Source organism: Aquirhabdus sp. (assembly GCF_046462495.1).
GTDB lineage: Bacteria > Pseudomonadota > Gammaproteobacteria > Pseudomonadales > Moraxellaceae > Aquirhabdus.
Map to the genome: position 1 here is coordinate 29,676 of NZ_JBKGVE010000008.1, position 13,056 is coordinate 42,731.

General features: G+C 48.5%; 7 protein-coding genes. 2 read left to right on the forward strand and 5 right to left on the reverse strand.

From position 1 onward, the window contains the following. Positions 1–106: 106 nt before the first annotated feature. Positions 107–1,801: an AMP-binding protein gene (locus tag ACLHG7_RS10035; RefSeq protein ID WP_410210901.1), complete on the forward strand. Its 1,695-nt coding sequence runs from the start codon at positions 107–109 to the stop codon at positions 1,799–1,801. A 69-nt stretch (positions 1,802–1,870) separates the two neighbouring features. Here ACLHG7_RS10035 and ACLHG7_RS10040 read toward each other — a convergent pair whose 3' ends face one another. Beyond that, positions 1,871–4,774, reverse strand: a complete 2,904-nt coding sequence (locus ACLHG7_RS10040) for a valine--tRNA ligase (RefSeq protein WP_410210902.1) — start codon at positions 4,772–4,774, stop codon at positions 1,871–1,873. A gap of 255 nt (positions 4,775–5,029) precedes the next feature. Here ACLHG7_RS10040 and ACLHG7_RS10045 point away from each other — a divergent pair, with 255 nt between their 5' ends. After that, complete coding sequence (locus tag ACLHG7_RS10045; RefSeq protein WP_410210903.1) at positions 5,030–5,854, forward strand: SDR family NAD(P)-dependent oxidoreductase; 825 nt, start codon at positions 5,030–5,032, stop codon at positions 5,852–5,854. Positions 5,855–5,962: 108 nt separating this feature from the next. Here ACLHG7_RS10045 and ACLHG7_RS10050 read toward each other — a convergent pair whose 3' ends face one another. The 4 genes from ACLHG7_RS10050 to ACLHG7_RS10065 form a co-directional block, all read right to left on the reverse strand. Beyond that, the gene (locus ACLHG7_RS10050; protein ID WP_410211022.1) at positions 5,963–7,429 is read right to left on the reverse strand and encodes an efflux transporter outer membrane subunit; all 1,467 of its coding nucleotides are present in this window, start codon (positions 7,427–7,429) and stop codon (positions 5,963–5,965) included. A gap of 26 nt (positions 7,430–7,455) precedes the next feature. Continuing rightward, the gene (locus ACLHG7_RS10055; protein ID WP_410210904.1) at positions 7,456–10,644 is read right to left on the reverse strand and encodes an efflux RND transporter permease subunit; all 3,189 of its coding nucleotides are present in this window, start codon (positions 10,642–10,644) and stop codon (positions 7,456–7,458) included. A gap of 12 nt (positions 10,645–10,656) precedes the next feature. Next, complete coding sequence (locus ACLHG7_RS10060; protein WP_410210905.1) at positions 10,657–11,949, reverse strand: efflux RND transporter periplasmic adaptor subunit; 1,293 nt, start codon at positions 11,947–11,949, stop codon at positions 10,657–10,659. A 396-nt stretch (positions 11,950–12,345) separates the two neighbouring features. Next, complete coding sequence (locus ACLHG7_RS10065; RefSeq protein WP_410210906.1) at positions 12,346–13,020, reverse strand: MOSC domain-containing protein; 675 nt, start codon at positions 13,018–13,020, stop codon at positions 12,346–12,348. Positions 13,021–13,056 lie beyond the last annotated feature (36 nt).

Genomic DNA, 13,056 nt, shown 5'->3' on the forward strand with positions numbered 1-13,056 from the left:
AAACCATTCTGATCATTTCCATCATTGACACCCCCTCATCCATACGTTAAACCTGTTCTGAACAACATACCCCTGAAAATAATGAAACATCACAAGGAAAGAGATGATGACGAATGGCGTGCCAACCAACCGCAAAAACCTGATCGATTGTGTCCTGCATTGGGAACAGCAAAAACCAGATGCCATCTACCTGACTCAGCCTTATGGCGATAGCAACATCGTTGATTACACATGGCGTGAAGTTGCCGATCAAGCCCGTCGCTTTGCTGCATACCTGCTGTCTTTAAACTACCCCAAAGGCAGTAATATCGCGATTTTGGGGAAAAACAGCGCCCATTGGATTATGGCCGATATCGCCATCTGGATGGCAGGCCACGTCAGCGTCCCACTGTACTCCACGTTAAATGCGGAAACTGCCCAATATATTTTGCAAGATAGTGAAGCCAAACTGCTGATCTTGGGCAAGATGGATGGCACAACTGATACGTGGAATGACGTTAAAGATCATCTACCAGCAGGTCTACCCATCATCAGCCTACCGATGTCACCACGCAATGATGTCCCGCTGTGGCTAGACATCCTCAAGCAGTATCCACCGCTACAAGACGTCATCCAGCGTGATGATGATGCGCTGGCGACCATCGTGTATACCTCGGGCAGTACAGGTAAGCCCAAAGGCGTCATGCACTGCTTCCGCTCCATGACTGCGGGTATGCAAGGACTACAAGATGAGATGGGCGTGACGGAGAACGACCGCATGCTGTCTTATCTGCCATTGGCCCATGTGGCCGAGCGTGCGGCAGTCGAGACCAACTCCCTGTACTCAGGCTTTCGACTGTTTTTTGCTGAAAAGCTGGAAACCTTTCAGGCCGATATTAAACGTGCACGTCCTACCATATTCTTCTCAGTCCCTCGGTTGTGGATGAAGTTTTACTTAGCGGTGAATCATAAAATGTCACCCGCGAAGCAGCGCATTTTGTTTGCTATTCCGATCCTGTCAGGATTCATTAAGAAAAAGATTTTGACTGAGCTTGGCTTTGATCAGATCCGCTTTGCGCTCACTGGTGCGGCACCGTTACCACCAGATATTATTTTGTGGTATCGCAAGCTCGGCTTAGAGCTGCTTGAAGTCTATGGCATGAGTGAAGACTTTGGAAACTCGCACTTAAGCCGTCCGGGCAAGGTGCGGATTGGATATGTCGGCAGCCCAACGCCAGGAACACTGAGTCGTATCGCTGCCAATGGCGAACTTGAGGTTAAGAGTCCAAGCCTGATGCTGGGGTATTACAAGCTGCCGGAGAAGACCGCCGAGGAGATGACGCCTGATGGTTTCTTACGAACAGGAGATCGTGGTGAGTTTGATGCAGAGGGACGCTTGCGGATTACCGGACGGGTTAAGGAGCTGTTTAAAACCAGCAAGGGCAAATATATCGCCCCTGCACCGATAGAGAACAAATTTAATCATCCACAGCTTGAAGTGAGTTGTGTCACTGGGCCAGATTTGCCTCAACCGTTTATTTTGCTCATGCTCTCATTGGAAGCGCGGCAAGCGTTGGATAAAGGTACATTGAACCGTGAAACGCTTACGGGTGAATTTGATAAATTAATTAGCCAAGTGAATGCAACATTAGAAGACCATGAAAAGCTGGCTTTTGCGGTCATCGTGAAAGATCAGTGGACGATGGAGAATGGCTTCTTGACCCCAACCATGAAAATCAAGCGCAATGTGATTGAAGAGCGCTATTTGCCATTTGCGGAAGGATGGCAGAAACAAGGGGTTCGGGTGATTTGGGAAACGTAATCCAAATGTGACTCATAAAAAAAGCGCGATCCCTTTAAGGCATCGCGCTTTTTTATGATCAACGGCTACTTACAGAGCAGCTAATTGAGTCATTTGTACTTGCAGGCGTCCCAACTGCTCTTGTTGCTCAGCAAGTTTTGCGCGTTCAACTTCAACCACGGCAGGCGGTGCTTTGGCGACAAAGCCTTCGTTCGACAGCTTGTTCGATAAGATATCGACCGCTTTTTGCAATTTATCAATTGATGATTGCAGACGTGCTTGCTCGGCTTTGGGATCAACCAAACCTTTCATCGGGACAAACAAACTGACCTGCGCAATCACGCTACTGCAAGACAGTGGCGGCTCGACATCCGCATCCAGAATCTCAAGTGATTCAACCTTCGCCAGTGCTTTAAACAGCGGTGCAATACGTTCCAATTGCTCACGTTCGGTCGCTGAGAGGTTTTTCAGCAAAACAGGCAACAGGCGTGCATTACCCAAGTTCATTTCACCGCGGATATTACGCACCGCGCTAATCAGGTTTTGCAACCACTGCATGTCTGACTCAGCTTGATCACTGATCTTGCTGAGGTCGGGTTGTGGGTAAGCTGCCAGCATGATGGACGGTGTATTTTTACGACCAATCATCGGTGCCAGTGTTTGCCAGATTTCTTCACTGAGGAATGGCATCAATGGATGGAGTAGACGCAAACTGGTTTCTAGCACTGCAAGCAGTACACGACGGACTTCGGCTTTACGTTCGGGGCTGGTATCGCCGTTGAGTACAGGTTTGGTTAGTTCAACGTACCAGTCGCAGTATTCGTTCCAGACAAAGTCATAGATGGTCTGTGCGACCAGATCCAAGCGATAGTCCCCAAAGTGCTGATGAACCGCAGCTTCTGCACGTTGCAGGCGGCTCATGATCCAGCGCTCAGGCAGCTCCCACAGGTCTGGGCGTGCTTCCTGTGCAATCTCATGACCTTCGCAGTTCATCATCACGAAACGTGTCGCATTCCAGATCTTGTTGCAGAAGTTCCGATAGCCTTCAACACGTTTGAGATCGAACTTGATATCACGACCCGTGTTGGCGAGTGCGCAGAAGGTGAAGCGTAGTGCATCCGTCCCAAAGGGTGCAATGCCATCAGCAAATTCTTTACGCGTGGCTTTCTCGATCTTGGCGGCCATCTGCGGCTGCATTAAACCACTGGTACGTTTGGCAACCAATGATTCCAAGTCAATACCATCAATCAGGTCGATCGGGTCAAGCACGTTACCTTTCGATTTGGACATTTTCTGCCCTTCGCCGTCACGTACCAGACCATGCACATAGACGGTCTTAAACGGCACTTGCGGCGTGCCGTCTTCGTTTTTGACGAAGTGCAACGTCATCATGATCATCCGAGCAACCCAGAAGAAAATGATGTCAAAACCTGTGACCAATACATCCGTCGGATGGAAGGTTTTCAGCTCTGGGGTATTTTCAGGCCAGCCCAGTGTAGAGAAGGTCCAGAGTGCGGAAGAGAACCATGTATCGAGCACGTCCTCGTCTTGGCGTAGCGGTAAATCGCTCGCCAAGCTGTGCTTGCTGCGCACTTCGGCTTCATCACGCCCAACATAGATATTCCCCGCGTCGTCATACCATGCAGGGATACGATGTCCCCACCACAGTTGACGGGAGATACACCAGTCTTGCAGATTATTCATCCATGCCATATACATGTTGGTGTATTGCTCAGGCACGAACTTGATCGAGCCATTCTGCACGGCATCGACCGCAGGCTTGGCGAGTTCCGCCATGCTGACATACCATTGATCGGTCAATAATGGCTCAACGATCACGCCAGAGCGGTCGCCTTTAGGCGCTTTTAAGGTATAGGGTTCGATCTTGTCCAGCCAACCGTTTTCAGTGGCTTCCAGCACCAGCTTCTTACGGGCTGCAAAACGCTCAAGTCCTGCGTATTCGGCAGGGGCGGTGATGGTGCTGGTAATCGGTGCACCCGCTTTTTCAAAATAATCAAACTCGCCCAAGACTTCAGCGTTGAGATTGAAGATATTGATCATCGGTAGGCTATGACGCTTACCCATTTCAAAGTCATTGAAGTCGTGCGCTGGGGTGATTTTGACGCAGCCGGTTCCAAATTCTTTTTCGACATATTCATCGGCAATGATCGGGATCAAGCGTCCAGACAAAGGCAGACGAACTTGTTTGCCGATCAAATGCAGGTAGCGTTCATCCGTAGGGTTAACGGCAACCGCAGTGTCGCCGAGCAGGGTTTCTGGACGTGTGGTCGCCACAACGAGATAGTTGTTACCATCTTCCGTCTTCAGATTTTCATCCGCGAAGAAATATTTGAAGTGCCATAGCGAACCTGAGGTCTCTACACTCTCAACTTCAAGGTCGGACAGCGCAGTGTGAAGCTTCGGATCCCAGTTGACCAGCCGCTTGCCACGATAGATCAGACCTTCTTCATGCAGGCGAACGAACACTTCTTTGACCGCATTTGATAAGCCATCATCCATGGTGAAGCGCTCACGTGACCAATCAACCGATGAACCTAAACGACGAATTTGTTGGGTGATGGTGTTGCCTGACTCGGCTTTCCATTCCCAGATTTTTTCCAGAAACTTTTCACGGCCTAGATCATGACGGCTGACCCCTTGTGCCGCGAGTTGACGCTCAACCACCATCTGCGTCGCAATCCCAGCATGGTCGGTGCCGACTTGCCACAAGGTGTTGTTGCCTTTCATGCGGTGGAAGCGGGTGAGTGCGTCCATGATGGCATTATTAAAGCCATGGCCCATATGTAGGCTACCCGTCACATTGGGTGGCGGGATCATGATGGAGTAAGGCACACCTGAACCTGATGGCTTGAAGTAGCCATTCTTTTCCCATTCGGCATACCAGCGATTTTCAATCGCGGCAGGATCAAAAGTCGTGGCAATGTTATTGTCAGAATTGGTGGTTTGGGACAAGTCAGTATCAGGTGCGGTCATGGTATTCCAAGCATTTTTTTAAAAAGTTCAGCAGCAAAATGCGCTGCAAACTGATGACTAAAGGGTAATGGGCTATTGTAGCGGATTTTGATCGGATTTTGAGGGTGGTTTTGAGGGGATTGTACGTTGTCCATTTTTTAAGAAATGATCGCGTTTGGGTTATGTTCAATATCCGCTTGCTGATGTGATACTCTCACAGCAACAGATTTAGACATGTTGTCATGTCACGTTTATAGACTATAGGGCGATTAAAAAATGACGTCATCTAGAACACAGCAAGGAAAGCTATCGAATCAAACTGTGTGGATCACTGGTGCATCCAGTGGTATCGGTGAGGCACTTGCGATTGCATGTGCCGCACGCGGGGCAAATGTGGTTTTGAGTGCACGCCGTTTGGATGAGCTTGAACGGGTCAAGGTGGCTTGTGAGGAAGTAGGGCTTGGGCAGTTTTTAGCAGTGGCTTTGGATGTGACTGATGATGTCGCTTGTGATCAGGCGTATTTTGATATTTCCAAACAAATGGGCAAGGTTGACTGGCTCATTAACAATGCCGGCATCAGCCAGCGTTCACTCATCAGCGATACGCTCACAGCGGTTGACCGTAAGATCATGGAAGTGGATTACTTCTCAGTTGTGAATCTGACACGGAAAGTCCTGCCTGATATGTTGAAGCGCCGATCTGGCAAAGTTATTTTTATTTCAAGCGTTGCGGGTCTGGTGGGCACGCAATATCGTGCCAGCTATGCTGCGGCTAAAGCGGCAGTCCATTTATGGGCCAATAGCTTGCGTGCTGAAGTGGGCGGGCAGGGGATTGGTGTCAGTGTGGTATTTCCCGGTTTTGTAAAAACCAACGTTTCGGTTGCAGCGCTAGTGGGGGATGGTTCAGAGCAAGGGACCATGGATGATGCGCAACATACTGCCATGAGTGCCAATGATTTTGCCGAGAAAACCGTTAAGGCTTTACTGGCAAATCGAGAATACATTGTGGTGGGAGGAGCGAAAGAAAAAGTCGCGGCGCTCTTATCACGGGCATCACCCACCTTGCTGTATAAGGTGATCCGCCGGAGCAAAGTGACCTAAGCTTTGAGAAAAATGCTGCAGAATAAAAAAAATCCCCTCTGTATGCAGAGGGGATTTTTTATCAAGCCACCAATTTTCTATTCAAAAAATTGGTGGGACTCAAGATTATTAAGGCTTAGCAACTTGTGCCGCAGTAGTATTACCATTGGTCGGTGTTGCATCTAGACCAATGTTATTGGTCGCGCCGCCACCCAGTGCAGTATACAAATTCACTTGGCTCAGCAGTGCTTGCTGTTTCAAGGTGATTTGAGCTTGTTGACTGCTAAATAAAGAATTTTGTGCAGTTAACACGCTGAGATAGCTATCTACACCTGCTTTAAAGCGTGATTGTGAGAGATCGTAGTTTGACTGCGATGCTTCAACCAGACGACTTTGTGATGCCAGACGTTCATCCAAAGTCGCGCGAGTTGCCAGTACATCAGAAACATCACGGAACGCAGTTTGAATGGATTTTTCATAGGAGTTCAGGGCCAGCTTCTGGTCAACACGTGCTGACTCAAGATTTGCTCGGCGTGTGCCCCAATCAAAGATCGGCAGGTTAATCGAAGGACCGACCGACCACAAGAATGATCCTGATTTAAACAGATCGGACAATTGCGAACTGCCATAGCCGACATTACCTGTAAGGGTAATCGAAGGGAAGTAGGCCGCACGTGCCGCAGCAACATTTCCGCCCTGTGCTTTGAGCAAAAACTCTTGCTGAGCAATATCAGGACGATGTTGTAGCAACTCACTCGGCAGACCCGCTGGCAGGTTCTGACTTGCGGTGATCTGGTTGATCGCGCCAGTAGGAAGCAGATTGTCAGGTACGGTTTGACCCACGACTAATGTCAAGGCATTGCGATCCTGAGCGATCTGAGTTTCAGCATTTTTGGCCGCAAGAATCGCAGTTTCCACATTGATCTGGGCTTGTTTCACAGGCACTAATGAAATAATCCCTGCTTTAAACTGCTTTTGATTAAGATCATACGACTCTTGTTGGGATTTCAGCGTTTGCTTCGCCAACTTGAGCTGCTCTTGGTCAAACGCGAGTGCTAGATAGTACTGAGCGATTGAACTAACCAAGCTGATCTGTGCGGTTGAACGTGCACTTTGGGTCGCAAAGAAACTTTGCAAAGCAGAATCTTTGAGATTCGCAACACGTCCCCAGAAGTCAAGTTCATAACCAGATAAGGCTAAACCGGCATTGTATTTGGTCGTGTTATCAGACTTGTTACCCGTTGTCGTAGAGCCAGCAGCTAGGCCTAAGCCTGGGAACTGGGCCGCACGACTGATTTGATATTGCGCACGTGCTTTATCAATATTCAGTGCTGCCGCACGCAAGTCACGGTTGTTATCCAATCCCAATTGAATCAGTTGTTTCAATTGAGGATCAGTAAAGAAGTCAGACCAACCTTGAGCGGCAATGGATGAGCCCGCAGGATCATTTGCATTTTGACCCAGCAGCGTGGGGAACGCTGTGGAGGTCAAGTTGCTTGCTGCTGCTGGATCAGGCTGACGCAAAAGGCTGGAACAGGCAGACAGTGCCAAAGGCAATGCCAGCAGGGTGAAAGCAACTTTCACCGATTTGGACATGGATTTGACACTTAATTGATTTGCTTTCATTTTTCAGTATCCAAAGAGTGCCCTGTAGAAGGGGTGGCAGATGTTGGTGTCGCTGTAGCTGTTGCGTTAGGAGTTGATTTTCCTTTGAAAATACTGCGGATCCAGAGGTAAAACACGGGAATCAAAAATACACCGAGGATCGTCGCACTGAGCATCCCGCCGATAACACCGGTACCAATCGCATGTTGGCTACCTGAACCTGCACCATTACTGATGGCAAGTGGGAGTACACCGAGAATAAATGCGAATGAGGTCATGATGATCGGACGTAAACGAATGCGAACCGCATGCAAGATCGAGTGAATGAGATCTTCACCTTGTTCTTGTAGGGCAACCGCAAACTCCACAATCAAAATCGCGTTTTTGGTCGAAATCCCGATCACGGTCAGCAGACCCACTTGCAGATAGATGTCGTCGGATAAACCGCGTGTCCATGTTGCAAGTAGAGCACCCATCACACCCAGTGGAACCACGAGCATGATTGCAAACGGTACGGACCAGCTCTCATAGAGTGCGGCCAAACACAAGAAGACGATCAGCATGGAAAGCGCATAGAGGGCAGGAGCCTGTGCACCAGAAGTTTTTTCTTCTTGTGACATCCCCGTCCACTCAAAGCCAATACCTGGTGGAAGTTTAGAAACAATCTCTTCCATGGTTTTGAGTGCATCCCCAGAGCTCTTACCAGGCATGGAGTTCCCTTGAATCTCAAATGCTGGGAAGCCGTTATAGCGCTGTAGTTGCGGCGCACCATAAGACCAGCGACCTTGCGTAAATGCAGTCAATGGAACCATGGCACCTGAGCTACCTCGCACATACCATTTGCCCACGTCCTCTGGTGACATCCGTGAATCAGCCTCACCTTGCACATAGACCTTCTTGATCCGGCCTTTATCCAGGAACTGATTGACATAGGTACTACCCCACGCCGTTGAGATAGTGCTGTTGATATCGGCAATCGAAACACCCGTCGCACCGGCTTGGGCTTGATTGATATCCAGATTGTATTGTGGTGAGTCTTCTTGCCCGTTTGGACGAACCCCAACAACCGTTTTGTTGTATTTCGGGTCCATTGCGGCCATGCCGAGCAGTTGATTACGTGCTTCCATCAACTTTTCATGTCCCACCCCTGAGCGGTCCTGTAGATACATGTCAAAGCCGTTGGCTACACCGAGCTCAATAACTGCTGGTGGTGGGAAGGCGAAGACCATGGCATCTTTGAGCTGCGAGAATGCACCCATCGCACGACCGGCCATGGCACCTACACTTTGGCTTGGGGAAGGACGTTTTTCCCAGTCTTTTAAGCGGACAAACGCAATCCCCATGTTCTGACCTGTACCACTGAAGCTAAAGCCTGCCACCGAAAAGACACCTTCAATATCATTCTTTTCGTTGTTCAAGAAGTGATCTTCAACCTTTTTAATGGTTTTCAGGGTACGTTCTTGCGTGGCGCCTGCTGGCAATTGAATTTGGCTAAACAGAATGCCTTGGTCTTCATCAGGCAAGAATGCTGATGGTAAACGGAAGAAAAGGAATGCCATTAGTGCAATTACTGCCGCATACACGATGATATAGCGCGCGCTTTTTGCCAGCATGATGCCAACTAACGTCTGATAACGCGCACTACTGCGATCAAATACACGGTTGAACCAGCCAAAGAAACCTTTTTTCTCGTGGTGGTCAGGATCAGGCGCTTTTAATAGCGTCGCACAAAGTGCAGGTGTCAGGATCAATGCCGTGATGACTGAAAGTCCCATAGCCGAGATCAATGTCACCGCGAATTGGCGATAGATCACACCCGTAGAACCGCCGAAGAAGATCATGGGTACAAACACCGCCGACAAGACCACACCGATACCAATCAAGGCACCCGTGATTTGATCCATGGATTTCCGTGTCGCTTCCACTGGACCCAGCTTGTCTTCATGCATCACACGTTCAACGTTTTCAACCACCACGATCGCATCGTCCACGAGTAGACCGATGGCGAGTACCAGACCAAACAGTGTCAGCGTATTGATCGAGAAACCGAAGAAATTCAAAATTCCGAAGGTACCCAGCAAAACAACAGGCACCGCAATCGTTGGAATCAAGGTTGCGCGGAAGTTTTGTAGGAACAAGTACATGACCAAGAAAACCAACACAATCGCTTCAACGAGTGTCTCAATCACATTCTTAATCGAAATCTTCACAACAGGCGTTGTGTCATAAGGCACAATGACGTTTAAGCCAGCAGGGAAGTTGGGTTTCAATTCCGCCATTTTGGCTTCAACCGCAGCGGCAGTTTTCAGCGCATTTTGACCCGCAGCCAGTTTGACCGCGACCCCAACAGCAGGTTGACGGTTGTAACGTGCGATGGTGTCAAAGTTCTCACCACCCAACTCAACCCGTGCAACATCCCCTAGACGAACTTGGGCACCGTTGCTGGTGGTTTTCAGGAAGATCTGACGGAATTCTTCTGGGCTTTTCAATAAACTTTGCGCGGTGACCGTCGCATTCAGCGCTTGTCCTGCTACAGCAGGTGTTCCGCCCAATTGTCCTGCGGACACTTGAGCATTTTGCGCTTGAATCGCGTTAATCACATCGGATGTGGTGAGTTGATAGCTATTGAGTTTTGCAGGATTCAGCCAAACACGCATTGCGTATTGTGTACCGAAGACTTGCAGGTCGCCTACCCCTTGAACACGGCTCAGTGGGTCAATCACATGACTCACGACATAGTCGGAAATCGCTGCACCATCCATACTGCCGTCAGAGGATACAAAACCAAGCACAACCATAAAGGTGCGGCCTGACTTGCTAACAGTAACCCCTTGTTGCTGAACAGATTGAGGTAGTAAGTTAATCCCTGCTTGCAATTTGTTCTGCACTTGGACTTGGGCGATATCAGGGTTTGTACCCGCCTTAAAGTTCAAGGATACGGAAACCGAACCGTTTGACGCGCTGGTTGAGGACATGTAGTACAGTCCATCCAAACCTTTCATTTGCTGTTCAATGATCTGTGTGACCGAGTCTTCCGCAGTTTTTGCAGAAGCGCCAGGATAGAAGGCGCTGACTGTAATGGTTGGCGGTGCAATATTCGGGTATTGCGAGACAGACATACTAAAAATAGAGAGCAGACCACCGAGCATGACCAGTGCGGCAAGCACCCATGCAAATATGGGTCTATCAATAAAAAAACGAGACATAGCAACCGCTCCTTAAGAATGAGCCGAAGCTGTTGGTTTGGCTGGCTGAGCGGCTGCAGGTTTTGCAGAGCCGTTCACAGGCGCATTACTCGCATTAGCGTCTGCACCTTCAGGGGCTGCAATGGTTGCTTTGACTTTAGTCACACCCGGTCTGATTTTTTGTGAGCCTTCGATCACGAGGCGATCACCATCTTGTAAGCCGCCAGTAACGATCCATTTATCACCTTGGGTGACAGATGTTTGCACTATACGTGGGCTAACAGTACCGTCTGGTGCAACCACAATGACCGATGCTTCACCTTTAGGCGTATGCGAAACGGCAGGCTGTGGAATCAAGAAAGCATCATTAGCAACTCCTTGATTCAGCTTGGCTTTAACATACATGCCTGGGAGGAGTAATCCATTCGGATTCGGCACTAGAGCACGCAAAATGACGGAACCGCTCGCTGGATCTACACTGGCGTTTGAAAACTCAAGACGACCTTTGATCGGATAAGGGCTACCATCTTCTAGCGTTAAGCTAATCGTTGCGCTATCTGGTTTACGAAGCGATCCAGACTGAATTTGTTGACGCAATTTGAGCATATCAGCACTAGATTGGCTGATATCCACATACATTGGATCCATTTGCTGAACCGTGACTAGAGGAGTGGTCTGGTTCGCAGTAACCAGTGCACCCGCTGTTACATTAGAAACGCCACTCTGTCCGGTAATGGGTGAGCGAACGGTGGTGTATTCAAGATTAATTTGAGCACTGCGTAATGAGGCTTGGCTCTGCGCTAAATCAGCTTCTGCCGATGCAGCAGCTTGTACTGCATTGTCATAATCCAGCTTACTAACTGCGTTGCTGGCAATCAAATCCTTATAGCGTTTGCTCGTAATTTGCAGCGTAGCTAGATTGGTTTTGTTCTTTTGAACCAGCGCTTGTGCGGCTTCAAAGCTTGCACGAAGGATTGCTGGGTCAATCTGGTACAACGGCTCGCCCGCTTTGACGATACTGCCTTCAGTGAATAAGCGCTTCTGGATAATACCGCCCACTTGTGGAATCACTGGAGAAAGCTGATACGCTGCAGTTCGACCAGCAAGTTCGACATACTGAGTCACAGGTTGTCGCTGAGCGACAACGACCGTGACTTCAGGTAAAGGTGCAGCACCACCAGCTCCTGCGCCTCCCGCAGCTGCATCTTTTTTCCCGCAACTGGTCAGCGCGATACTTGCGGCAAGCGTGGAGAGAACTAATACTGTGGACCAAGTTGTCGTGCTCTTATAGGACATTTGATTTGATGTAGTATGGCGCGATTTCATAACAACCCCTTGTGATCATAGGCACTGCTGAATTGATGTTGCGATCAAATCGCAATAATTAACAGAAGCATTAACATGTTGATTGTGTAAGACAGTTAAGACGGTGTAATGAAACAGTGTTTTTTTCGAAAAATTGTTGAGTAAACCCTTAGAACTAACAATATAGACGATGTTGCAACATAATTCAGCAAGGTTACATCGCACTGTTTCAAAAAGCGTACCGAATGGTATAGATCGCAAAGAGTACTGCTTAGTACAGAATGAAGCAAGAGCCATTAGCGATTAAATTTCAAAACTTAACATTTCATTCAACAGGTTCCAAAAGGAAAGATCACATAATCTGTATCGATCAATACAGATTATGTTCCAACTGTGATCGAAAAGCTAGTCTCTTGCTTATAAAATCTTATTCAAATACTCAATGCGATGATCCAGACGATTTTTCCAATCCAAAGCTAGACCTGGACATTGTGCGGCCTGTGCTAGAACCTCCGGCAATGGGCGGTGACTGGTTACAATCCGATTAAACTCAGTAATACTTAAGCTCTGATCAAATCGTTCTAATGCTTTGATGGGATCGCCGACATGAATTTGCCCTGAGCGCAAAACCCGGTAGTACCATCCCGTGATGCAATGCTCTGCAATGAATTGCGATAAGAGGTGAGTATCGAAGCGATGATTGATCTTCCAGCATGGGCTACGGGGCTGAGAGACTTGGACGATCACAGATCCTATTTCATAAATATCCCCAATATGAACATTCGTGTCCTCCAAGCTTTGGCTGGAAATGTTCTCACCAATTGAACCTGCAACGGCGATGCCGCTGAGTTCTGGATAATGATCGGTAATGGCTTTATAGCTGCTGAGCGCATATTGATGCAATGCTTTATCTATCCCACCATGCACCCGTTTGTCCGCTTGAATATCACCCACTATGCCCAGCTCGTTAATCTCTGCCGATGGAGTAGGGTCTTTGAATATCCCCGTCTGCTGGCCTTCGGGCATTAAGGTTTGTAATTTTCCCACATAGAGTGCTTCAACAACGGGTTCCTGCAAGTATAGACTTTCCATAAACACATCTCCCGAAAACCGAATCTTAGTCCATCA

What these genes read in the sequence shown, in the direction of transcription:
- ACLHG7_RS10035 (WP_410210901.1), top strand. Translation starts at nt 107, where the DNA reads ATGACGAATGGCGTGCCAACCAACCGCAAAAACCTGATCGATTGTGTC.
- ACLHG7_RS10060 (WP_410210905.1), bottom strand. Translation starts at nt 11,949, where the DNA reads ATGAAATCGCGCCATACTACATCAAATCAAATGTCCTATAAGAGCACG.
- ACLHG7_RS10045 (WP_410210903.1), top strand. Translation starts at nt 5,030, where the DNA reads ATGACGTCATCTAGAACACAGCAAGGAAAGCTATCGAATCAAACTGTG.
- ACLHG7_RS10065 (WP_410210906.1), bottom strand. Translation starts at nt 13,020, where the DNA reads ATGGAAAGTCTATACTTGCAGGAACCCGTTGTTGAAGCACTCTATGTG.
- ACLHG7_RS10050 (WP_410211022.1), bottom strand. Translation starts at nt 7,429, where the DNA reads ATGTCCAAATCGGTGAAAGTTGCTTTCACCCTGCTGGCATTGCCTTTG.
- ACLHG7_RS10040 (WP_410210902.1), bottom strand. Translation starts at nt 4,774, where the DNA reads ATGACCGCACCTGATACTGACTTGTCCCAAACCACCAATTCTGACAAT.
- ACLHG7_RS10055 (WP_410210904.1), bottom strand. Translation starts at nt 10,644, where the DNA reads ATGTCTCGTTTTTTTATTGATAGACCCATATTTGCATGGGTGCTTGCC.